This is a genomic window from Streptosporangium sp. NPDC049078, assembly GCF_040648855.1.
Classification (GTDB): Bacteria; Actinomycetota; Actinomycetes; order Streptosporangiales; family Streptosporangiaceae; genus Streptosporangium.
In genome coordinates this window covers 235774-257423 of the sequence record NZ_JBEZEL010000009.1, presented here as the reverse complement: position 1 = coordinate 257423, position 21650 = coordinate 235774, and the positions used below count along the sequence as shown (strand labels likewise).

General features: G+C 67.7%; 19 protein-coding genes. 4 read left to right on the top strand and 15 right to left on the bottom strand.

What is annotated here, in order from left to right; translation table 11 throughout:
• The first annotated feature begins 34 nt into the window (after positions 1–34).
• Positions 35–1354: a helix-turn-helix transcriptional regulator gene (locus AB0B90_RS17450; RefSeq protein WP_362923349.1), complete on the top strand. Its 1320-nt coding sequence runs from the start codon at positions 35–37 to the stop codon at positions 1352–1354.
• Between the two features lie 150 nt (positions 1355–1504).
• Positions 1505–2266, top strand: a complete 762-nt coding sequence (locus AB0B90_RS17445; RefSeq protein WP_350941445.1) for a GntR family transcriptional regulator — start codon at positions 1505–1507, stop codon at positions 2264–2266.
• A gap of 207 nt (positions 2267–2473) precedes the next feature.
• On the opposite strand, the gene AB0B90_RS17440 is transcribed toward AB0B90_RS17445, so the two are convergent.
• From AB0B90_RS17440 to AB0B90_RS17430, 3 genes are all read right to left on the bottom strand, one after another.
• Positions 2474–3091, bottom strand: a complete 618-nt coding sequence (locus tag AB0B90_RS17440) for an RloB family protein (protein ID WP_350941447.1) — start codon at positions 3089–3091, stop codon at positions 2474–2476.
• Positions 3091–4380, bottom strand: a complete 1290-nt coding sequence (locus AB0B90_RS17435; protein ID WP_362923346.1) for an ATP-binding protein — start codon at positions 4378–4380, stop codon at positions 3091–3093. Before AB0B90_RS17435 ends, AB0B90_RS17440 begins: the two co-directional genes overlap by 1 nt.
• A 380-nt stretch (positions 4381–4760) precedes the next feature.
• Positions 4761–5363: a TetR/AcrR family transcriptional regulator gene (locus AB0B90_RS17430; RefSeq protein ID WP_362923344.1), complete on the bottom strand. Its 603-nt coding sequence runs from the start codon at positions 5361–5363 to the stop codon at positions 4761–4763.
• Between the two features lie 118 nt (positions 5364–5481).
• Here AB0B90_RS17430 and AB0B90_RS17425 point away from each other — a divergent pair, with 118 nt between their 5' ends.
• Positions 5482–6501, top strand: a complete 1020-nt coding sequence (locus tag AB0B90_RS17425) for an aldo/keto reductase (RefSeq protein ID WP_350941452.1) — start codon at positions 5482–5484, stop codon at positions 6499–6501.
• A gap of 235 nt (positions 6502–6736) precedes the next feature.
• Here AB0B90_RS17425 and AB0B90_RS17420 read toward each other — a convergent pair whose 3' ends face one another.
• The 4 genes from AB0B90_RS17420 to AB0B90_RS17405 form a co-directional block, all read right to left on the bottom strand.
• The gene (locus AB0B90_RS17420) at positions 6737–7339 is read right to left on the bottom strand and encodes a response regulator transcription factor (RefSeq protein WP_350941454.1); all 603 of its coding nucleotides are present in this window, start codon (positions 7337–7339) and stop codon (positions 6737–6739) included.
• A gap of 63 nt (positions 7340–7402) precedes the next feature.
• Positions 7403–8539, bottom strand: coding sequence for a histidine kinase (locus AB0B90_RS17415; RefSeq protein WP_362923341.1), 1137 nt, complete (start codon positions 8537–8539; stop codon positions 7403–7405).
• 316 nt (positions 8540–8855) lie between these two features.
• Positions 8856–9575 (bottom strand): ABC transporter permease, encoded by a 720-nt coding sequence (locus tag AB0B90_RS17410; protein ID WP_362923339.1) that lies wholly within the window; start codon positions 9573–9575, stop codon positions 8856–8858.
• A 114-nt stretch (positions 9576–9689) separates the two neighbouring features.
• Complete coding sequence (locus AB0B90_RS17405) at positions 9690–10580, bottom strand: ABC transporter ATP-binding protein (RefSeq protein ID WP_350941459.1); 891 nt, start codon at positions 10578–10580, stop codon at positions 9690–9692.
• Positions 10581–10781: 201 nt separating this feature from the next.
• Between AB0B90_RS17405 and AB0B90_RS17400 the strand changes: the two genes are divergently transcribed.
• A complete protein-coding gene (locus AB0B90_RS17400; protein WP_362923336.1) occupies positions 10782–11810 on the top strand; it encodes a methyltransferase domain-containing protein in 1029 nt (342 codons plus the stop codon).
• A gap of 28 nt (positions 11811–11838) precedes the next feature.
• On the opposite strand, the gene AB0B90_RS17395 is transcribed toward AB0B90_RS17400, so the two are convergent.
• The 8 genes from AB0B90_RS17395 to AB0B90_RS17360 form a co-directional block, all read right to left on the bottom strand.
• Positions 11839–13146, bottom strand: coding sequence for a hypothetical protein (locus AB0B90_RS17395; RefSeq protein ID WP_350941462.1), 1308 nt, complete (start codon positions 13144–13146; stop codon positions 11839–11841).
• Complete coding sequence (asnB, locus tag AB0B90_RS17390) at positions 13143–15194, bottom strand: asparagine synthase (glutamine-hydrolyzing) (protein WP_350941463.1); 2052 nt, start codon at positions 15192–15194, stop codon at positions 13143–13145. The genes AB0B90_RS17395 and asnB overlap by 4 nt, the downstream gene beginning before the upstream one ends.
• Positions 15182–16348: a glycosyltransferase gene (locus tag AB0B90_RS17385; protein WP_350941465.1), complete on the bottom strand. Its 1167-nt coding sequence runs from the start codon at positions 16346–16348 to the stop codon at positions 15182–15184. The genes asnB and AB0B90_RS17385 overlap by 13 nt, the downstream gene beginning before the upstream one ends.
• 241 nt (positions 16349–16589) lie before the next feature.
• Positions 16590–17480, bottom strand: coding sequence for an SDR family NAD(P)-dependent oxidoreductase (locus AB0B90_RS17380; RefSeq protein WP_362923333.1), 891 nt, complete (start codon positions 17478–17480; stop codon positions 16590–16592).
• 127 nt (positions 17481–17607) lie between these two features.
• A complete protein-coding gene (locus tag AB0B90_RS17375) occupies positions 17608–18216 on the bottom strand; it encodes an ATP/GTP-binding protein (RefSeq protein WP_350941467.1) in 609 nt (202 codons plus the stop codon).
• Positions 18197–18544: a DUF742 domain-containing protein gene (locus AB0B90_RS17370; RefSeq protein ID WP_350941469.1), complete on the bottom strand. Its 348-nt coding sequence runs from the start codon at positions 18542–18544 to the stop codon at positions 18197–18199. Before AB0B90_RS17370 ends, AB0B90_RS17375 begins: the two co-directional genes overlap by 20 nt.
• Entirely contained in the window at positions 18544–18969 is a 426-nt protein-coding gene (locus tag AB0B90_RS17365; protein WP_350941470.1) for a roadblock/LC7 domain-containing protein, read from the bottom strand. The genes AB0B90_RS17370 and AB0B90_RS17365 overlap by 1 nt, the downstream gene beginning before the upstream one ends.
• Positions 18950–21361, bottom strand: a complete 2412-nt coding sequence (locus tag AB0B90_RS17360) for a nitrate- and nitrite sensing domain-containing protein (RefSeq protein ID WP_350941472.1) — start codon at positions 21359–21361, stop codon at positions 18950–18952. The genes AB0B90_RS17365 and AB0B90_RS17360 overlap by 20 nt, the downstream gene beginning before the upstream one ends.
• Between the last annotated feature and the right edge of the window lie 289 nt (positions 21362–21650).

Sequence of the window (21650 nt, the reverse complement as noted above, 5' to 3'; positions counted from 1 at the left end):
ACACCCCCCAAACTCCCCAATCCCGGAGTACGAAATGCCACGTACGTCCCAGCCGGTTAATCCCGCTGATTCACCTTGGCACCTGCTTGGCAGCACTATTCGCCATTGGCGGGAAAATGCCCGTTTTTCGCAGCGCGACCTCGCCGCGATGATCCACGTGGACCACACGATGATCTCCGCCTGGGAGCGTGCCGCCTCACGCCTGGACACCACCAACGTCCGGGCAATCGATACGGCATTAGAGGCGAATGGGCAGATCTCAGAGCTTCATGCCCTCGTTGTGGAAGTTGACCGATTCCGGGTAAGTAAGGTGGAAACAGACACCTCAATATGTAATGAGGATGATGTGGAGCGCCGTACCCTTCTCCAGCTCTTGGCGATGATGGGTGCCGGTGCCGGCATCCCCGCTTCCGCCGTAGACGCTCTCCACGCGGACCTGTGGCGGGTCACGGACGCGGCCGACAACAGCGTGAGCGACTGGGAGCAGATCGCGTGGGACTACGCACAAGGCGTGTGGACCGAGCCACCGGGTTCCAGGAGCGCCGACCTGGCGGGCGACATCCGTAACCTGGGCCTTGCTTTGACGCGCTCCCACACCCCGGCCGACCGCACCACCTTGCTGCGCGTCTACGCCCAACTGGCGGCCTTCATGGCCCTTGATCTGGCTGAAACCTCCAGCGCCCGCGCATGCTGGCGTTCATGGCGTGCGGCCCGGTCGGCGGCCGACGCCTCAGGCGACCGTGAGCTGAGCGTGTGGGTACGCGCCGAAGAGGCCACCAAGTCGTTCTACATGCGTCGTCCCGGACCGGCCGCAGGTGTCCTGGTCGAGGAGGCCGTGCATCTCGCGGACGGCCATGCGTGTCTCGGCTTGTTGGAGGCACTGAAAACACGGAGCCGCATTCTCGCCGCAGACGGGCGGGTGGCCCCCGCCCGTGAGGTTCTCGACGATTTCAGGGACGTTTACGAGCGGCTCCCCGACTCCGTGACCAATGACCCCATCTCCGTGTGGGGATATCCCCTGGAAAGCGCACAGTACGCCGAGGCTTTTGTGCTCTCCATGCTGGGAGACGGGAAGTCGGCGACGCCGATACTGGAGCAGGCTCTCGCCTCATGCCCACGAGAGAAGGCCGGAGGCAGGGCCAACATCGGCCTCATCCAGGCATGGGGGCTAATCCAGGAGCGAGATGTGACCGAAGGGCTCGACCATGCTCTCAACATCGCGACATCCCTCCCCACCACAACCGCCAGACGCAAAATCATGCGGGAGGTCGTAACCGCCCTCCCCGAACGCGCCCGAACCCTGCCCGCCGCCCGCGAACTCCACGCCCTGACGACAGGAACCCGTTCGGGATGACACCTTGAAGAAACGTCCGCGTGACGGTGGGCTCCAGAATCCCGACCAAGTATCAATGCCTAATTCCGTCAGTTGCAAGACAGGTGATCATGGTGGAACCGGCCCACCTGTACGCTCCCGTCAGGCCAGACTGAAATTCAGGAGGTAGACGTGACCGAAAGGCCACATGCCTATCTCCGTATTGCCGATCACCTGCGAGAACTGATCGTGTCGGGCGAGCTCGCCCCAGGAGCGAAGCTGCCGACGCAACGGCTCCTTGCCGAGGAGCACGGGGTCTCCGACATCCTCATCCGGCGGGCGCTGGAGATCCTTCGCAACGAGGGCTTGGTCGAATCGCGCCAGGGCTCCGGAACGTACGTCCGGGAGCGTCTGCCTGTACGCCGCATCTGCATGGACCGCTACCTGATCGATGCGGGGCCGCAGGACAGTCCGCAGACGAGTTTCACACATGATGTCGGGATCACCTGGTCGCAGTACCGTCTCGACAAGGCTTACCGGATGATTCAAGCCGACGAGCGCCTGGCCGGCCTGTTCGGAGTCCCGGCCGGAACCCGGGTCCTTGAGCGCCGGTTCGTCTTCTACGCCTCGGGCAACCCGAGCCAAATGGCGCGCTCGTGCCTGTTGGCCGCTGACGTGGAGGGCACGCCGGTCGCCAACCCGAATAATGAGCCGTGGCCGGGCGGCAACATCGGTCAGCTGCGGACTCTCGGGATCGAGATCGACAAGATCACCGAAGAGACCGCGACGCGCATGCCGACACCGGAAGAGACCGAGCTGCTCAGGATCGCGGCTGGAGTTCCGGTCTTCGCGATCACGCGACTGATGTACTCGAAGAAGCGTGTCGTCGAGGTCGCGGATCCGATCGTCATCCCCGGCGACCGGGCCGTGCGGGTGGATCACATCGTGCTGTGAGAGGCAGCCCGCTCAGGGGTCCCAACAGAGGGTAAGGCGTCGTCGGCAGCCAATCGTGAGGGCCACGAAGACCTCGTGAATATCATCACGCGTCTCCCTCTCAACGGATACGTGGTCGGTGAAACCAGCGCAGCGGGCGATCGTCTGCTCGCCCTCCATCAGTCCAGCCCAGTCAACTGGCCCGTTAATTACAGAAGCACCTCGACACTATTCACCTTCAAGGCTCCGCAGAAATTTATACATCCCAGAGGATGGGTTGTCATGTGGAAAAGATGTGCCATTTTGCGCGTGCCGTGCATCGAGGCGCTTGGCGTGCTCGGCCGCCTTCTTTCTTAGAGGCATATAGACTTCGGGGTCGATCCTCTTTCCTGATCGGCCGTCCAGCGAACGGGATCGACTGTCTGCGGAATTCGTGTCCATAAATGCACTGCAGTTGCTGTAGTGCAAGATCAGCCACAGCTCGAAACACGGGTTTGATATCGCAAGGTTTATCCCGTTCGACCTCGCGAGATCTATTGCCTGCGGCAGGTTCGGGTGATTTTGGGGCCACTCCACATCAAAAAGGCACCAACATTCATCGATTTCAGGATCGCTCTTGTACGCCATGGCCTTCTTGACCAAAGTAAGAGGCACGCCCTGTTCGGGATGGATCTCTATGCTCAGCGCGGTGTTTTCGGCTATGTGTGGAAGCCTCTTCAGGCCGTTTATGTAATCGGGTTCAGAGTTCTGCCCTTCACAGAAGACCATTATCGTGCGGAGCTCAGGCCGCTTTTCAGCGGTCCTTCTCAGTGATTTTCCGCCCCTTTGGCGCCTACTCGAAATCATCAGCCGATTAATCCAAGAGCGCGCAGCAGGGCAGTCTGGTCCACTTGGGGTAGCGCGCCGAACCTGCCGTGAAGATAAGCATTCTCAAGGTTCTGCGATTTGCGCACACGCTCTCCGGAAAAATCAGCCAATGCGCCGAGGCGGGTGGAGCCGTCGGCTTGCTTTTCGGTCAGCCAGACTTCGTCTCGATTGAGGTGATTCAGAAGACTGGTGTCGTGAGACGTAAAGATCAATTGAGCACCGCGTGGATTGGTCACCGGACTACGGAAGATCCGTAGCAATTCCGCTGACAAGGTTGGGTGCAGGCTCGCGTCCAGCTCGTCGAACAGGACGACCGAACCCTGCCGCAGGGCAGTCAGAACTGGGCCGATCAGAGCGAACCATGTTCTCGTACCCTCTGACTCGACATCTAAATCAAACGGGACGCTCTCCTCTGTGGTCTTATGTAGAAGTCGCACCCTGCGTTGAGTACGCACCTCCGAGTCGGAATAGATGACCTCTCGGCGATCGATGACCACGTCTTCGATGCCAAGGTCGGCCAGACGCAACAGCGCCAATGCTTGTTGGCGAACTCCGATAAATCTCCCGCCAAGTTCGTTGTCATCGAAAAGGGTCAGCTGGTTGCCCTCCTCTTCGAACCAGCGAATTGTTGAGCGATGACTTGGGTTTCGATACGCTCCCGCCGGGAGGCGCGACTTGCTACGCCTGGGCATGTGACCAAGGTTCTGTATGCCTAGAAGCTCTCGCGTGAATTCCGACACCAGCGGTTCATCGAACCGGCGCGCGATCGAGAGTGCCAGAGTCCTGTGCGTCATAAGTTCGCGAGTGCCGGACAGACCGCCAAGCCCTCTTTGCAGCTTCAGCTCCAACTCTTCTCGTTCGAATATTCTCCTGCGCTTTTTCTCGGGATAGTGAAACAAGCCTTCATAGATCACATGTTCGCGGTCCAACTCAAGTATGTACTCAAAACGAACGCCGTCGATTATGACTTCGACGCTGAACTCACTCGCAAGTGAACGGCCATCACCAAAGGCAAACGGCTCAACCGGTATTTCGTCCTCCCAAAAACGAAAAGAAAAACTGACCGCATCGCACAACCAGGAGAGCGCTGCTACGACGTTTGACTTTCCAGAGGCATTTGGTCCATATATCGCCGCAATTGGTAGAAGGCTCTCTCCGAGCAGCGGTACGGGGCGCGCTTCTTCGCGATCTCGATCGATTGCGACCATCGAAAGATCGACTGGCCCTCTGATGGAGCGATGGTTCGTGGCTCCGAATCTGATCAACACGATCTCACCCTACATGCACTCCAACTGCTGACACAGGGCCTACGCCGTAAGTTTAAGACGAAATCAGTCCTCTGCCTGCAGCACTCCTGCATGCACGCGCCTACGTTGATACGCCCCGCGATGATCGCCACGCCGAGATCGAGGTCGGCACACGACTGGGGGCATCGTTGCCGCACTGCTTTCAGTCCTCGGGGTTTACATGCCATCGAATAACAAGAACGGCTTAATACAGCAAAACCGCTCTGAACGATCAAAAGCACCAGACCGTATCTGCCGCTTAGAACTCCTGACAGAATGCGGCCGGCAGTTGAGGCCGCCCCCTTCTACATCACCCTCAAGCCGGACAAACGGCGACCAAGTTTCTTACAACCCCCGTCCGGTCAGTGCGACGAGTCGCAGGAGACACGCCGGTGCGGGGTGCGCAGTCCGTCGATGAGCAGCGCGACCATCCGTCGGCTGTGGTCGTGGCCTTCGCCGGGTACAGGCATGCACAGGTTGGCGACGGCGTACAGGAGGTCCCGGGCGCTGACGTCGTCGCGCACCGACCCGTCGGCCACGGCGGCGTCGAGCAGTGCCGTGAGAACGGGGCCTGTCTTGTCGATGAAGTAGCCGGAGAGGGTCTCGTAGGCCGGGTCGCCGGAGTGGAGGGCGGGGGCCAGTCCTCGTTTGGTCCCCAGGAGTTCGGCGTACCGGCGCAGCCACCGGGCGAGCGCTTCCGCGGGCTCGTGGGCGGCGCTGAGCTCGGGTCCTGCCGCGGCGACGGCGTCGATCCCGCTCTCCACGACCGCCTTGACCAGGTCCGAGCGCAGCGGGAAGTGCCGGTAGAGAGTTCCGACGCCGAGTCCGGCCAGGTCGGTGATCTCTTTCGCGGGCGCGTCGACACCGGTCGTGTCGAAGACCGTCTTCGCCGCCTCGATCAGGGCGTCGACGTTGCGCTGCGCGTCCGCGCGCATGCGGCGGGACGGCCCTGTCTTCTCGGTCATGAGATCCCTCCGGTTGCGTAACCGGAAAAGCTTTCCGTATAGTTCCGGAAAGCTTTTCCGCTTAGATGGAGCGTAGAGCACCCCGCGCACGCTCCACCACACCCCGAGGAGAAACCCCATGCAGTACCGTCCCCTGGGGCGCACCGGCATCAAGGTCAGCCCCTACGCACTGGGCACCCTCATGTACGCCACGCGCATGGGCAACGAGCCCGAGGAGTCGGCACGCATCATTCACAAGGCTCTGGACGTCGGCATCAACTTCATCGACACCGCCGACGCCTACGGCGACTCGGAGGAAGTGGTGGGCAGGGCCCTCAAGGGACGCCGTGACAGCGTCGTCCTCGCGACCAAGTTCGGCAATCCGATGGGCGAGGACCCCAACCAGCGGGGCACCTCCCGGCGCTGGATCACGACCGCCGTCGAGAACTCGCTGCGACGGCTGCGGACGGACCACATCGACGTCTACCAGATCCACCGCCTCGACCCCACGACCGATGTCGAGGAGACCCTCTCCGCGCTCACCGACCTGATCCGCAGCGGCAAGATCCGCGCGATCGGCTCCTCCACCACCCCGGCCTCCGACATCGTCGAGGCGCAGTGGGTCGCCGAGCGCCGGAACCTGGAGCGATTCCGGACCGAGCAGCCGCCCTACTCCCTGCTCAACCGCGGCATCGAGCGCGAGGTCCTGCCCGTCGCGCAGAGATACGGCATGGGCGTCATGGTCTGGGGTCCGCTCGGTCAGGGCATGCTCACCGGCCGCGTGCGCAAGAACGGGGAGAACGACCTGAGCCGCGCGGGCTTCTTCAGGCACCTCAACGACGAGCGCCGCATCGACGTCGTCGAACGACTCATCCCCGTCGCCGAGGAGGCGGGCATGCCCCTGACCCACCTCGCCATGGCATTCACCATCGCCCACCCGGGTGTCACCAGCGCCATCGCCGGCCCTCGCACGATGGCCCACCTCGACGACCTCCTCGCCGGCATCGACGTCCGGCTCGGTGACGACGTCCTGGATCGGATCGACGAGATCGTCCCGCCCGGCACCGACGTCGGCGCCCTCGACCAGGACTACCTGCCGCCCGCCCTGCAGACCGCGGCCCTGCGCCGCCGCCCCGTCGGCGAACGCGCGGCAGCCTGATATCCCGGCCCGAATCCCGCGGCCGGTTTCGTACGCCGAGCAGCCTGCTCGACCAGGTTCGAGCTCACTCTCGGCCCCGCCCCACCGGTGTTCCCAGGTCGGAGGCCGCCTCTCCTGTGGACCGGCCGGGCACCGTCGCCCGGGTACCGACGTAGCCTGCGGTGACGTCGAAACCAGAAACGTTCGGCAGGCGCCATGACATCGAGGGGCCTTCCTCTTCACCGGCCTCGGGCGGTTACAGCCAGTCGTGTTCGCGGGCGTATCTGGCCGCTTCGTGGCGGGTGCGGGTCTGGGTCTTCTGCATCGCGTTCGAGAGGTAGTTGCGGACCGTGCCCTCGGCCAGGTGGAGCCGGGTGGCGATGTCGGCGGCCGAGTAGCCTTCGCCGGTCGCTCGCAGGACGTCGAGCTCGCGGTCGGTGAGCGGGCAGTCGTCGATCACGGCGAGGGCGGAGACGTCCGGGTCGATCCACCGCCTGCCCTCGTGCAGGGTGGTGATGACCGAGACGATGTGTGCCGGTTCGGCAGACTTGCTGACGAAGCCCTGGACGCCGAGCCTGAGTGCCCTGCGCAGCACGCCGGGTCTGGCGTGGCGGGTGAGCATGAGGATCACCTGGTCGGGCCGGGTACGGCGGATCTCCGCGACCGCGCCGAGGCCGTCCACGCCGGGCATCTCCAGATCGATGACGAGCACGTCGGGCCGGTGTCGCAGGGTGGCCTGGACGGCCGTCTCCCCGTCCTCCGCTTCGGCGAGTACGGTGATGTCGCCTTCGAGGGGGAGCAAAGCGGCCAGCGCCTTGCGGAGGAGGGCCTCGTCGTCGGCGAGCACCACGGTGGTCATGTCGGTCGATTCTCCTTCCACAGGTCGTCGATTTTCACAGGTCGTCGATTCTCCTTCCACAGTTCAGGGAGTGGCGTTCGAGGGGCCGTGGGGGAAAGTCGCGGCTGTGAGGAAACGTCCGTCCTTCTGCTCCACGGTCAGCTCGCCCCCGTTCGTCGTCACCCGTTCCCTGAGGGTGGCGAGCCCTCGGAGCGGGGGAAGCGGGGCGTCCGGGACGCCGTCGTTCACGATGACGATGCCCGACTCCGAGAGGGTGACGCGCACCTGCCTGGCCTGGGCGTGCCGCAGGATGTTGGTCGTCGTCTCCCGCAGGACCAGGCCGAGCAGTTCGCCCGCGCGGGCGTCGACCTCGGCCTCGCGGTCGACGCGTACGTGGATGCCCGCGGCCTCGAAGAGGTTCTTCGCGTTCTCCAGCTCCGCGGAGAGGTTGAGCCGCCGCTGGGCGTAGGCGAGCTCCTTGGTCTGGTTGATGGTGTCGCTGACCAGGGCGTGCACCTCGCGTAGCTCCTGCTCGGCCCGTTCGGCGTCGCTGCGGACGAGTCTCTGCGCCAGCGCGATCTTGAGCTTCACCACGTGCAGGGTGTGGCCCTGGATGTCGTGCAGGTCGCTGGCGAACCGGACGCGTTCGCGGATGACGGCCAGCTCCGCTTCGCGCTCTCGCGCCTCCTCCAGCTCCTCGACGAGGCCGTAGAACCGCTTGTTGGGGAACATGAGACCGATAACCGCGGCCGTGCCTCCCGTGGGAAAGACGAGGTACTCGATCAGGGCGGAGGAGTCGACCTCCTGGGTGATCAGCAGCCTTGTCGCCCCCACCGCGGCGACGTAGGCGACCACTCCCAGGGCCGCCGCGACCCGGTGGCGCGGCAGTTGGGGGATGACGTGGGAGGCCACGATCGAGATGCCGTAGAACGCCATGCCGCCGCCGACCACGAACACGGAGAAGGGCCACACGGCGGCGGTGACGATCAGGCAGGGGATCGCGACGCGCAGGACGTCGCCCGCCGCCCACCGTACGAAGACCACCAGGGCCGCCACCACGCCCGCGCTCAGGACGAGGGCATCCCCCCAGGTCCGGGCGTCCTTCACCACCGTCAGCACCCCGACGCCGATGAGCAGCGGGAGGAACAGGGTGAGGTTGAGCCTGCGCAGCCGCCCTCGCGTGGACTCGGTGGCCTGGGGCACCGCGTGTGTCGGGCTCACTGATCCTCACCTGGTCGCCGGACGGTCGGTCCTCGCGGTCGGGCCGCTGGGCCGCGGGTCGTACACAGCCGCAGGTCGTACGCGTCGGCCGTGTCCACAGCCGGCGGCATCGCGCGGTGGTCCCGCAGGAACGGCTCTCCAGGGTCGAACAGCGGAGTCCGTCCCGGCATTCCTCTCGCTCCGGGGCACCACCGGTGACACCGTTTCATGGATTAAATGGATTGACCTGCGGAAACGTCACGACAGCCCTTCGCGTCCCGCCGCCGAGGCAGGAGCACACGAGGCACTCCCCTACGGTCGGCGACGTCGAGGGGCGTCATCGGCGCGGCTCCCAGCGGAAGATCCGGGAGGCGAGCACGACGGCGACGATCACCCAGCCCAGGGTGGGCCCGAGGAGGAGCAGGGAGTCGGTGAAGGGAACGCCGCCGTTCCAGGCGTTGACGGCGAGTTCGGTGGCCGAGCCGCCGGGGAGCAGCCGTTTGAGCAGGGCGAGTTCCTCGGTGCCGGTGATTCCCACCCAGCTGGCCACGGCGATGGCGCCGAGACTGACGGGCAGCGTGGTCACCTGGGCGTGTTCGGGGGAGTTCGTCACTCCCGCCGTGGCCAGTCCCAGGCCGAGCATCATGACCAGCATCGAGAGGACGGCCGCCACCAGGAGGAGGACGTTGTCCGGCCGGCCCGTGACCGCGGCCAGAACGGTCATGATCACGGCCACCTGGACGAGCGCGATGACGGCGACCGGGAGGATCAGCCCGGAGATGATCTCACTGTCGCTCGCCGCGGTGGAGCGGAGCCGCTTGAGGAAGAGATTCTGCCGACGTGAGGCGAGGGTCGTCACCACGGTGGTGTAGAGCCCGAACGCCCCCACGGTGAACATCGTGATCGCCGCGATGTATCCGAGGCTGCCGATGGCGGCGAAGCCCTCGTGCTGGTAGATGAAGAACCCGCTGACCACCATGGGCATGACGAGACTGGTGACCAGGACCAGCCGGTTCCTGAAGATCTGGATCAGCTCGCTGCGAGCGATCGAGAGCATGGCGAAGCTTCTTTCCTTTGAGGGTTCGGGGGTCTGCTGAGGGTTCGGGGGTCTGCTGAGGGTTCGGGGGTTTGCTGAGGGCTCGGGGGTCCACGCGCTTGAGGGGACGGAGGTCTACTCGCTGCCGAGGGCGCGGAAGACGTCGTCGAGCCGGGTCGATCCGGCCTGGAGGTCCCGCAGTTCCACCGAGTGGTCCTGCGCCCAGCGGAGCAGGGTGTGCAGGTCCTTCTGCAGGCCGAAGGTCTCGATCAGGAACGTGCCTTCGGCGTCGCGGGCGGCCTGCAGCGGGAGCGGCGCCTCGGGGAGGGTGCCCGGCAGGGAGAAGCGGATGGTGGAGGGGAGGGTACGCGTCAGTTCGGAGACGGTCCCCTCCCGCTGAAGGGTGCCCTGGTGCATGAGGCCGATGCGGTCCGCGTACTGCTGCGCCTCTTCCAGGTAGTGCGTGGTGAGAACGATGGTGGCGCCGTCTTCGCGCAGCCGGCCGACGGTCTTCCACAGGTCGTCCCTGGACTGGATGTCCAGGCCGGTGGTGGGCTCGTCCAGGAAGATCAGCTCAGGCGTTCCGTACACGGCGGTGGCGAAGTCCAGGCGTCGCTTCTCACCGCCGGAGAGCTGGGCCACCTTGGTGTCGGCCTTGCGGGTGAGGTTCACGACGCCGAGGACGCGGTCGACCGTGTCCGTACGCCGGGTGAGCTTCCCGATCAGCCGGACCGACTCCCGCACCGTCAGGTCCGGGGAGAAGCCGCTTTCCTGCAGCATGATGCCCATCCTGGGCCGTACGGCGCTCCTGTCGTTCGGGCTCTGCCCGAAGACCCGCACGGTGCCCGAGGTGGCCCTGCGGTGGCCTTCGACGGTCTCCAGGGTCGAGGTCTTCCCCGCCCCGTTCGTGCCGAGCAGCGCGTAGAGCTCTCCCTGCCGCACCTGGAGGGAGAGGTCCTTCACTGCGTGGAAGTCGCCGTAGGCGAGATTCAGACGTTCAACGTCGATAACCGGTGTCGAGGACATGCGTCGATCTCAACAGCCGCCGCGCTCATCGGGCAGTGCGACCACGTCATGAGCTTGTCATGACATTTATCGCGCGAACGTATGACGTGGCGTCACTGTTACCGCCATCCCGGAATGTCTTCTCAGTGTGATCGATCGACTGCGATAGGTTACGGATCGTCGTTCGGGAAGTCCTCGTGCGGCATGGGGCAGGAGGCGATGGTGGACGAGATCCTTCTGCAGGTCAGGCGGGGTGAGAGGTTCGCCTTCGGCCGCAACTGGAAGTCCTTCGTCGATCTTGTCGACGAGAGTCGCGTCCAGCGCGCGATCGACTCGCTGCGGGCGACCCTGGAGGTCGAGGATCTCGCCGGGCGCACCTTCCTCGACGTGGGCTGCGGCAGCGGCCTGTTCTCGCTCGCCGCGCATCGCCTCGGGGCCCGCGTGCACTCCTTCGACTCCGACGCCGAGGCGGTGGAGTCCGCCGTACGGCTACGGCACGTCTTCGCTCCCGACGTCTCCCTGTCGGTCGAGCGGGGAGCGACCGACGCCCCTCGGACGGCCGAACGGAGGGCGGCCGACGTCCCCCAGACTGTCGAGCGGGGAAACATCGACGCCTCCCGGATGACCGAACGGGAAGTGGTCGGCGCCTCCTGGACGATCGAGCGGGCATCGATTCTGGACGACGGTTACCTCGCGGGGCTGGGGACCTTCGACGTGGTCTACTCCTGGGGGGTGTTGCACCACACCGGGGCGATGTGGCGGGCCTTCGACGCCACCGTCGGGCTCGTCGCCCCCGGCGGGCTGCTGTTCGTCTCGCTCTACAACGACCAGGGCAGGCAGAGCCGGGCCTGGACCGCCGTGAAGCGGCGCTACAACCGGTCGGGGCCGGTGACCCGCTGCGCCCTGGTCGCCGGGAGCGCGGCGTACGTCTACCGGGCCTGGCCCCTGGTCAAGGCCGCGCGGCTGCTCCGTGGCCGGGCCGATCCCACGGTCCCTCCGCCACGGGGCATGTCGCGACGGCACGACATGCTCGACTGGGTGGGCGGCTACCCGTTCGAGGTCTCCAAACCCGAGCAGGTCCTCGCCCGTGCCCGCGCGCACGATCTCAGCCTCCTGCTCCTCAAGACGTGCGGAGGCGGGCTCGGCTGCAACGAGTACCTGCTCGGGCGACCGGCCGAACCAGCCCGGCCGGCCGGACCAGCCCGATCAGCCGTATCGGTCGGGTCGGCCATATCCACCGAATCAGCCTGACCAGGCGGGTCGCCCCCGATCGGGTGGATCAGCGGACGCGCAGGAGTCCGCGGAGCCGGCGGGCGATCTCGCGCACCTCGACGGCACCCGGGACCAGCAGCCGCAGGGGCAGTCCCGCCGATCGCGCGAACCAGCCCAGCTGGGTCGCGGCGAGGGCCGTGTAGGCGATCGTGGACGCCAGGGCGCACCCCGCGGCACCCGCTTCGGGGATGAGCAGGACGTTCAGCACGAGGTTCGCCGACAGCGCCGCGCCGTACATCAGCGAGGTGGCGAGCGGCAGGTCGAGGCGGAGCAGGTAGGCCGCGGCCGGGGCCGCGGTCGCGGCGGCGGCCACGCCCGGTGCGAGCACCAGCATCGGGACGACGCACCCGGCGAAGGCCGGACCGGCCGCGGCGACCACCAGGAACGGCCCCGTCAGGCAGAGGAGGACGAGTGACGAGGCGGCGAGGACGGCGGTGATCCGGATCGTCCGCGCCGTGTACGCGGCGGCCGTCTCCCGGCTCGACTCCATCTGCCGGGGCAGTGCGACCTGAACCACCGCGCCGGTCATCGCCCGCAGGAGTTCGGCCGGCGTCACCGCCATGGAGTAGATCCCCACCGAGGCGGGCGTGCTCATCGCGTTCAGGATGAGGACGTCGAGCCGCAGCAGCAGGAAATGACAGACGTAACCCGGGTGGTAGCGCAGCCCGCACGAGAGCGTACGGGCGACCAGCCGCCCCTCTCGCGGTCGGCGTACGGGCAGGGACGGCAGCAGGAGCAGCAGGTTCACCACGCAGGAAAGGGCCCAGACGATCACCACTCCCTCGACGGTGAGCCGTCCGGGAAATCCCAGGGCCGCCAGGGCGAAGCACTGCAGGGCGGCTCCGGCCAGCGAGCCCCGGTTGACGACCCCGGTGCGGGCGCGCAGGACGTGCACATTGTTGACGTAGACGATCGTCATCATGACGGGTACCGCGGCCAGCCCCCAGACCAGCGTGGAACGGTCGGCACCGACGCCTGGCAGGGGCGCGACCGTGAGGAAGGCGATCCCCGCAGCCACCGCGCCCGCGGCGAGCCCCAGCCACGGGGCGTTCGCCGCGATCGCGGGCCGATTCTCCTCCCGCGTCCACAGTGCCGTCTGCGACTTCTCCACCGACAGGTTTCCCATCGCCGCCGCTGTGGTCGCGAGGGTGACGATCACCCAGTAGGCGCCACGGTCCCCCGGCCCCAGGGCGCGGGCCACGATCACGCTGGTGAGCCCTCCGGCGACGGTGAGCGTGAGGTGGGTGAGGAGCAGGTGGGCCAGGCGGGTGGCGGTCGCGTCTCCGCCGCGCCTCGTCGTGACCGGGGCACTCATGTGAGCCGGGGTCGCCGACAACGGTCCTCGGCCGGTTGTACGGCGGGTTGTTCGGCCGATCGTGCGACCGGTTCTGCGGCGGGTCGTGCGACGAGTTCCTCAGTCAATCGCGTGACCGGCTGCCCAACCGGTTGCACGACGGACTGTTCGGTCGATCGTGCGACCGGTTGTACGGCGGGTTGTTCCGGCAGGTGGGTTCGGTGCCAGAGCTCGAACTGCAGCAGGGCCCAGATGCGCTTCGAGTGGTCCTGCCCTGCGGCGTGCTCGGCGAGCAGGCGGGCGACGACCTCCGGATCGAAGATCCCCCGGTCCCGGGCGGTGGCGTCGGTGAGCAGGTCGTGGGCGAGGGGACGCAGCCCGCTCCTGAGCCAGGAGGCGAGCGGCACCCCGAACCCCATCTTCGGGCGCCTCAGCAGGTGGGCGGGCAACCAGCCGGCGAGGGCGTGCTTGAGGAGGTACTTCGTCGTACCGCCACGGACCTTCAGCTCCCCCGGCAGGCCCGCGGCCCATTCCATCAGGACGTGGTCCAGGAAGGGGGAACGCGCCTCAAGCGAGTAGGCCATCGTGCTGATGTCGGTCTTCACCAGCAGGTCACCGGGCAGATAGGTGTTGACGTCGACGTCCATGACCCGGGTGAGATCGCAGCCCGCCGAGGACTCCTCGAAGGCCCGCTCGATGATGTCGCCGCTGTGGACGCCCGCCACCAGGCCACGCTGCCACGGGGTGTAGACCTGCCACTTCTGTTCCTCGGTGAAATAGGACATCAGGCGCGCGTATCCGCCACTCGTCGGCAACCCGGCCAGCTCCATGCCCCACCCCGCCTTGTGGAGCATCGATCCCGGGCGCGACAGGGCCCGCACGCTCCTGCCCGCCGCGCCCAGCAGCGGTGACGTCGCCGACGGCAGTCGCAGCCGGGAGATCCACCGCAGCAGCGCGTAACGGCGGTAGCCGCCGAAGGACTCGTCCCCGCCGTCCCCGGTGAGCACCACCGTCACCTCCCGGCCGCTCAGCTGAGCCACGAGGAGGCTGGGAATCGCCGAGGAGTCGGCGAACGGCTCGTCGAAGTGCCAGGCCAGGGTGGGAAACACATCCAGCGGAGCGCCGGAGACGACGAGCTCGGAGTGGTCGGTGCCGTAGAGGGCGGACACCTCCCCGGCGTGCGCGCGCTCGTCGAAGGCGGCCTCCTCGAAGCCGACGCAGAAGGTGCGGACCGGCCGCGAGGACTGCCGCGCCATCGCCGCGACGACCGCGGAGGAGTCCACTCCCCCCGACAGGAAGGCTCCGATCGGGCGCTCGCCGGTCATCCGCAGCCGGGTCGCCTCCAGCAGCAGCTCGCGGAGCCGTTCGGCCTCCTCCTCGACGGCGGCCACCGGACGGGGGGTGGCGTCCAGCCGCCAGTAGCGGTCGACGCGCACCCGGCCTTCCTGCCACACCAGGGTCGAGCCCGGCGGGAGCTTGCCGATCCCCTCGAAGATCGACCAGGGGGCGGGTACGTACTGCAACGTCAGATAGTGGTGCAGGGCGACCGGATCGATCTCGCCGCGCCGGCCCGGGTCACGGATCAGCGCCTTCAGTTCGGAGGCGAACCGCAGCGAGCCCGACCTCGTCTCCCAGTAGAGCGGCTTCTTGCCGACCCGGTCACGGGCGAGCAGCAACCTCCGCCTGCGACCGTCCCACAGGGCGAAGGCGAACATGCCGCGCAGGCGGTGAACGAGGGCGTCGCCGTGTTCCTCGTACAGGTGGACCAGGCACTCGGAGTCGCCGTTCGCGGCGAGGCGGTGTCCCTTGGCCAGCAACTCGGCCCGCAGCTCGGCGAAGTTGTAGATCTCGCCGTTGAACACCGCGACGACGCGGCCGTCCTCGCTGTAGACGGGCTGGTCGCCACCGGACACGTCGACGACGGCGAGGCGGCGCGTGCCGAGCACGACCGAGTGCTCCGTGTGCAGGCCACCGCCGTCGGGGCCGCGGTGCGCGAGCGTCTCGCACATGTCGCGGACCGTGTCCGGGTCCACCCCGTCCGGGCAGAGGGCACCGGCTATCGCGCACATCGCTCCCCCAGAAGGCGCCGGTACAGCGTCAGATGCCGGTCGATCATGGAATCCACGCGGAGGTTGTCCAGCGCCCAGGCGCGGGCCGCGCCGCCGAGAGACGCTCCCAAACCAGGGTCGCCCAGCACACGCTCCAGGGCGTCGGCCAGCGCCCCGGGATCTTGCGGGGGGACCAGCAGCCCGCGCCCGTTCAGCAGCTCGCGGGTACCGCCCACCTCGGTGGCGACGATCGGCCTGCCCGCCGCCATCGCCTCCATGACCGCGTTGCTCATCCCCTCCTGGAGTGAGGCGAGCACCACCACCGACGCCCGGTGCATCAGGGCCTCGACGTCCCTGCGAAGGCCCAGGAGGCGCAGGTCCACCCCCAGCCTCTCCGCCTGGGGTGTCAGGGCGTCGCGCTCAGGTCCCTCTCCCGCGAGCACCAGCGTGCACGGCGTACCCCGCTCCGCCAGCAGCGCCATCGCCTCGATGAGGTAGCGGTGGCCCTTGTACGTCAGCAGGTTGGCGACGCAGCACACGACCGGCAGGTCGGTCGCGATCGACGCGGGCGCGGCGGGCAGGAAGGCCGACTCGGGCAGCCCGTTGTAGATCACGCTGATCTTCTCAGGGGCGAGCCTCTCCACCCTTCTGGCGTCCTCCGCCACGGCCACGGCGTTGGCCACCACGTGCCGCGTCAACCGGACGGCGGGGCGCTCCAGCGTGTGGCTCCCGTACGGGAGCCGTTTGAAGACGCTCAGGCTGCGCCGTCCCGCCACGATGACGGGAACCCTGGCCAGCCAGGCGATCGGCGCGCCGATCACATAGGCGTGGTAGAGGAAGGCGTGCAACACGTCCGGCCTGAGTCGCCGCACCAGCCTGACGAGGCGTACCGCCGCGAGCAGGTTGCGGGGAAGGGCGGTGATTCCCATCGACAACGCCGTGAACCCGGCGTTGTGCACGGGGATGCCGGCCCGTTCGAGCGCGTCACCGTAGGGTCCTCCCGAGTGCAAGGTGACCACGTCGACCTCCACGCCGCCGCGAACCAGACCCGTGGCCAGGAGGAAGATCTGCTTCTCGGTGCCACCGACTCTCAACTGCCCGGTCAGCAGCAGGACGCGGCGGAGCCTGCCGGAGGCCGTTTCCCTGTCCGAGATCACCCTGAAGCTACTCTTCACGTTCGCGATCTTACGTTCGGTCATCATCGGCGTGAGGGAGATCGTGGCCGGTGAGCGTGTCGCGGCCCTGCGGGCGAGGGATCGCCCCGTCCGCCCCTCTCCACGCCGACACCGAGAACGCCATGGCCACGCCGTATCCACACCATGGCCGCGCCGCCGACACGCCCGTCGTCGGCCCGGCCTGCCCAAGCCCGGCCACGCGACCCGCCGGCCCCGGCCGGTCAGTTCAGGTCAGTTCAGGTCAGGTCCGCGGTCCCGGGGCCCGGCGGAAGGCGAATGGCTGGCTCTCGCGGCCGGGGACGACGAACCAGCACTCGCCGGTGCCTTCGCTGTCGAGCAGCCGGAAGAAGGTGTCGACGACGGACGAGACGTCGAGGATCGGGAAGCCGAGTCCCTCCAGCACCGCCTTGCTCTCACCGAGGATCGCGGTGTCGGCGAAGGACGGGCAGAGCGCCTGCACCCTGATGCCGTGCGGCCGGAGGTCTTCGCCGAGCGAGCGGACGAGTCCGACGACGGCGTGCTTGTTGGCGGCGTAGACGGGGTCGGAGGGGATGCCGACGATGCCCGCCATGCTCGCGGTCGCCACGATCGTGCCGCCGCCCGACGCCCGCAGGGCGGGGATCGCGGCGTGCGCCCCAAAGACGACGCCGTCGAGGTTCACACCCATCGCGAGGCGGTAGCGCCGGATGTCGAAGTCCTCCCCCAGGCCGCAGCCCGAGGCGATGCCCGCGTTGAGGAAGGCGAGGTCGAGCCTGCCGTACCGATCGACCGCGGTCGCCACCGCCGTCTCGTTGTCCTCCAGCCGGGACACGTCGCAGTGGACGTACGTCGCTCCCAGCTCGTCCGCGAGCCTGCCGCCCGCGACGTCGTCGATGTCGGCGAGGACGACGCGGGCACCGCCCTCGGCCAGCCGCCGGGCCACTCCCGCGCCGATGCCGTTGCCGCCGCCGGTGACGAGGGCGACCCTGCCCTCCAGCTCGTCGGCGCGGACCACGTTGAACGCCTCCGCCGGGCTCCCCAGGCTCCCCGTTCCCAGCCCACTGAGCAGCCCGCCCCCGGTGAGGCCGGCCTTCGCACCCGCGCCCGCCTTCTCCGGGCCCCCCGTCCCCGTCCCTGTCCCCGTGACCTCCATGCTCGTGTTCTCCGTGTTCACAGGGGCGGCCCTCCGGTGGCGGCGTTGGTCGAGCCCGTACTCCGGTACGCCGCGATCGTACGCTCGGCGGCACGGTCAGGGGAGGTTCACGCGGGTGCGATCGGACTCAGGCGCCCGCGTGGGCCGCCTGGAAGGCGCCTCCCGCCGCGTAGGTGACCAGCGTGGTCAGCACCTCCTTGACCGAGTCGCGTCTGCGCACGTCACAGAGGATGATCGGTGCCACGCCGTCCAGGCCCAGTGCCCGCCGTACCTTGATCGGGTCGTGCCGGCGCGCGCCGTCGAAGCAGTTGACCGCGACGACGAACGGGAGCCCGCGCTGCTCGAAGTAGTCCACGGCGGGGAAACAGTCCTGCAGGCGGCGGGTGTCGGCGAGGACGACCGCGCCGAGGGCGCCGACGGACAGCTCGTCCCACATGAACCAGAACCTGTCCTGGCCCGGGGTGCCGAACAGGTAGAGCCAGAGCCCGTCGCGGATGGTGATCCGGCCGAAGTCCAGCGCGACGGTCGTGGTGATCTTTGACTCCACGCCCGCGGTGTCGTCCACGTGGATGCCGCGCTCGCTCAGCAGTTCCTCGGTGTGCAGAGGCCTGATCTCGCTGATCGTGCCGACCATGGTCGTCTTGCCGACCCCGAAACCACCGGCGACAAGGATCTTGATGGCCATCGCGGGGGTGTCGCCCGGGGGCATGCCCGGCTCAGAGGCCGCGTATTCCATGCAGCACTTCCCTGTAGATGCGTTCGTCGATCGTCTTCCCCATCGGCCGGGGCTTGTCGATGGTGACCAGGCCCTCGCGTCGCAGCTCGCTGAGGAGTACGCGGGTGATGTTGAGTGGCAGTTTGAGATGCGCGGCGACGTCGGCCACGGTGGTGGGCCGACGGCACGCGTGCAGCACGTTGAGATGTTCGGGCATCAGCCCGACCGGCTCGAAGGGCATCTCGACGGTCGTGACGATGGCCACCAGGTCGAAGCTCTCCCCGACCGGGCGCGCCCTGCCTCCGGTCACCCCGAAGAGCCTGACCAGAGGCCCGGGATCCTCCCCCATCACGTCCTCGTACCGTTCCAAGCGGGCGCTGGGGCGGCTCCCCTCGGCTGAGCGGACAGGTGCTCACCGACGCGCTTGACCAGCAGCGCCATCTCGTAGGTCACCATGCCCAGTTCGGCGTCGCCCGCGGCGAGTACGGCCAGCCTGGCTCCCTGTCCCGCCGCGGTGACGAACAGGAAACCCCCCTCCATCTCGATGATGGTCTGCCGTACGCCTCCGAGGCCGAAGTGCCGCCCCGCGCCCAGCGCGAGGCTGTGGCTTCCCGCCGAGATGGCGGACAGGTGTTCGGCGTCCTCCCGGGTCAACCCTCGGGAGCCGCCCATCGCCAGGCCGTCGGCGGACAGCACGATGGCGTGCCGGATACCGGTGACCCGCTGGGTCAGGTCGTCGAGCAACCAGCTCAGTTCAGATCTGGGGTCGGGCATCGGAGTGGCCGTCCTTTCGCTTCCACACGTCCGTTTCCTGCTCCGCATGGCTGCGGCCCTGCTGCCAGCCTCGCTGCATGGAGGACATGAGGTGTGAGAGCTCCTCGGGGGTTCGCGCGGTGGTGTCGCACGGTTCGGGGGAGCGTGTCTGGCGGAGCTGGGGGGCAAGATTAGCCTGCCGTACCCGCATCGGCAGCCCGTCCAGGTCGTCGTCGGTGTCCGGGATGAAGACGGCCCGCCGCACGGGTATCGGGGCGGGGGCATCGGGAGCCTCGCGCCGCTCCTGGGTGGGGAACCAGCTCGACGTGGTCTCGGGAGCGCGGGCCGCCTCGTGGTCCTCGGTGGGGAACCAACTCGACGTGGTCTCGGGAGTGTGGGTCACCCCGTGGTCCTGGGCGCCGGAGAGCGCCCTGGGCCAGTCTTCCGATGCCGCGCTCAGCGCCCGCGCCGGTCCGCCCGGGTGCGCGCCGTCCTGACGCGCCCGGTTCGGCATGGTCTCGACGGCGAGCGACTCGCAGGTGGCGAGCAGGCTCTGCGGCAGCAACACGATCGCGGTGGTGCCGTCGTACGGCGAGGGGCGCAGTACGACCTTGATCCCGTGCCGGGCGGCGAGCCTCGCCACGACGAACAGGCCGAGCCTGTCGCTGTCCGCCAGGTCGAACTCCGGCGGGTCGGCGAGCTTGGCGTTGAGCTCGTCGAGGTTGGCCTGGCTCAGTCCCAGGCCGCGGTCCTCGACCTCCAGCGCGAAGCCGTTCGCCGCGGCCATGCTCCGCACGTGGACCGCGGTGTTCGGCGGCGAGAAGGTGGTGGCGTTCTCCACCAGCTCGGCGATCAGGTGGATCACGTCGGTGACCGCGGCGCCGACCAGCAGCGGCGCGTGCGGCATGGGGAGCACGGTGACGCGGGTGTAGTCCTCGACCTCCAGGATGGCGCTGCGCACCACGTCGAAGATGGGCACCGGGTCGCGCCACCTGCGGGACGGAGCCGCGTCGGACAGGATGATCAGGTTCTCCGCGTGCCGCCGCATGCGGGTGGTCAGGTGGTCGAGCTTGAAGAGATCCTCCAGGATCTCCGGTTCTTCGACGCGGCGCTCCATCGTGTCGAGGAGCGTGAGCTGGCGGTGCAGCAGCGCCTGGTTGCGCCAGGCGAGGTTCAGGAAGACCAGGCCGACCCCCTTGCGGAGCGTCGCCTGGCCGACCGCGGCCTCCACCGCGGTGCGTCGCACGGCGGAGAACGCGTGCACGACGCGGTCGACCTCGGCGGTCCTCGCGGGGGCGAGCTCGGGGGCCTCGATCGCCGGGTTCACGTCGTCGCCCCTGCGCAGCCGCTCCACCAGCCGGGGCAACCGCTCCTCGGCCAGTTCCACGGCGGACGCCTGGAGCCGCTTCAGCTCGGCGACCAGGGAGCGGCCGAACCGGTAGGAGGCGAGGATCGAGACGACGATCGCGAGCAGGCCCAGTCCCAGGATCAGCCCGATCCGCAGGTAGGTGTCGTTCCTGAGCGCCTCGCCCCTGGTCGCCGAGCGGGCGAACTCCCGCACGCTCTGCTTGTTGACGGCGACCAGAACGGCCTCGGCGTCACGCTTCCACTCGGCGGCGTCCAGCGGGGGCTTACCGGCGAGGTTCCACGAGAAGATCCTGTCCTCGCCCGCGGTGAACCGCTGGTAGGCGGGGCTCTGCAGGAAGGCCTCGTGATCCGCTTTCAGGTCCGGGCTCATGTCCCGCTCCGCGTAGACCAGGTAGTTTCTCCGGCTGGTCATCGCCGAGACGAAGGCCGCGTGTTCCGCGGGCGTCATCGCGCCGCGCTTCAGCGCCGCGGTGAGGACGGCGTGCTCCCTGCTCGCGAACTCGGCGGTGGTGCTGTAGGCGCCCATGCCGCGGACGTTACGGAATGCCTCCAGGTCCGCGATCGCGGTGGCGTCACCGATCTGCCGGTTGGCGGCGCCGACGAACTCGTTGTAGCCGTCGGTCACCTGGACGGGGCTGAGCGCACCGCGGTCGGTGAGGGTACGGACCTGGCTGAGCCCTTCCATCGCCGCGATCAACGCCCGGATGTCCGTCGGGGCGTTGTCGGGCTCGTACGCCTCGGCGGACGCGACCGCCTGGCGTACCCGGTCCAGTTGGACGTTCGTGATTCGCCGCTGCTCGGAGAGGGCCTCGTTCTGGGCGGTGGCACCGGCCAGCTCGGCGGAGATCTGACGCTCCCGCTGGATCTCGAAGATCAACCGCCGGATCGGCTCTCCGATCACCTCCCAGCGGCTCTGGGTCTGGGCGATGCCGGCGACCTGCGCGACGGTCGAGTAGGCGACGAATCCCCACAGGACGATCAACGAGAGGATGGGAAGGAACAGGATCGCGAGGATCTTCGAGCGAATCGGAGGGGGGTTGCTCATTCGGACTTTCCAATCCGCGGTTCCTGCGCCTGGCCGGCGCCCGCAGGCCGAACGGGCCCCGCGGTCGCACGCCGCGACTGGTGCGTGTGTGATTCGACACACTATGCCCATGGGACTTATCACGCTTCAAGTCACCAGAGCGAAGATTGAATATCAATGTTCAGGGTGGGTAGGGCGGTTTTTTATCAATAAGAAGTGGGTTTCTGGCGATCGCCCAGCTCACACCGGGTGCGGACCGCGAGTGAGCACTCTCCGCCGTCACCACTGATCGAGACGGTTTCGTCACCAT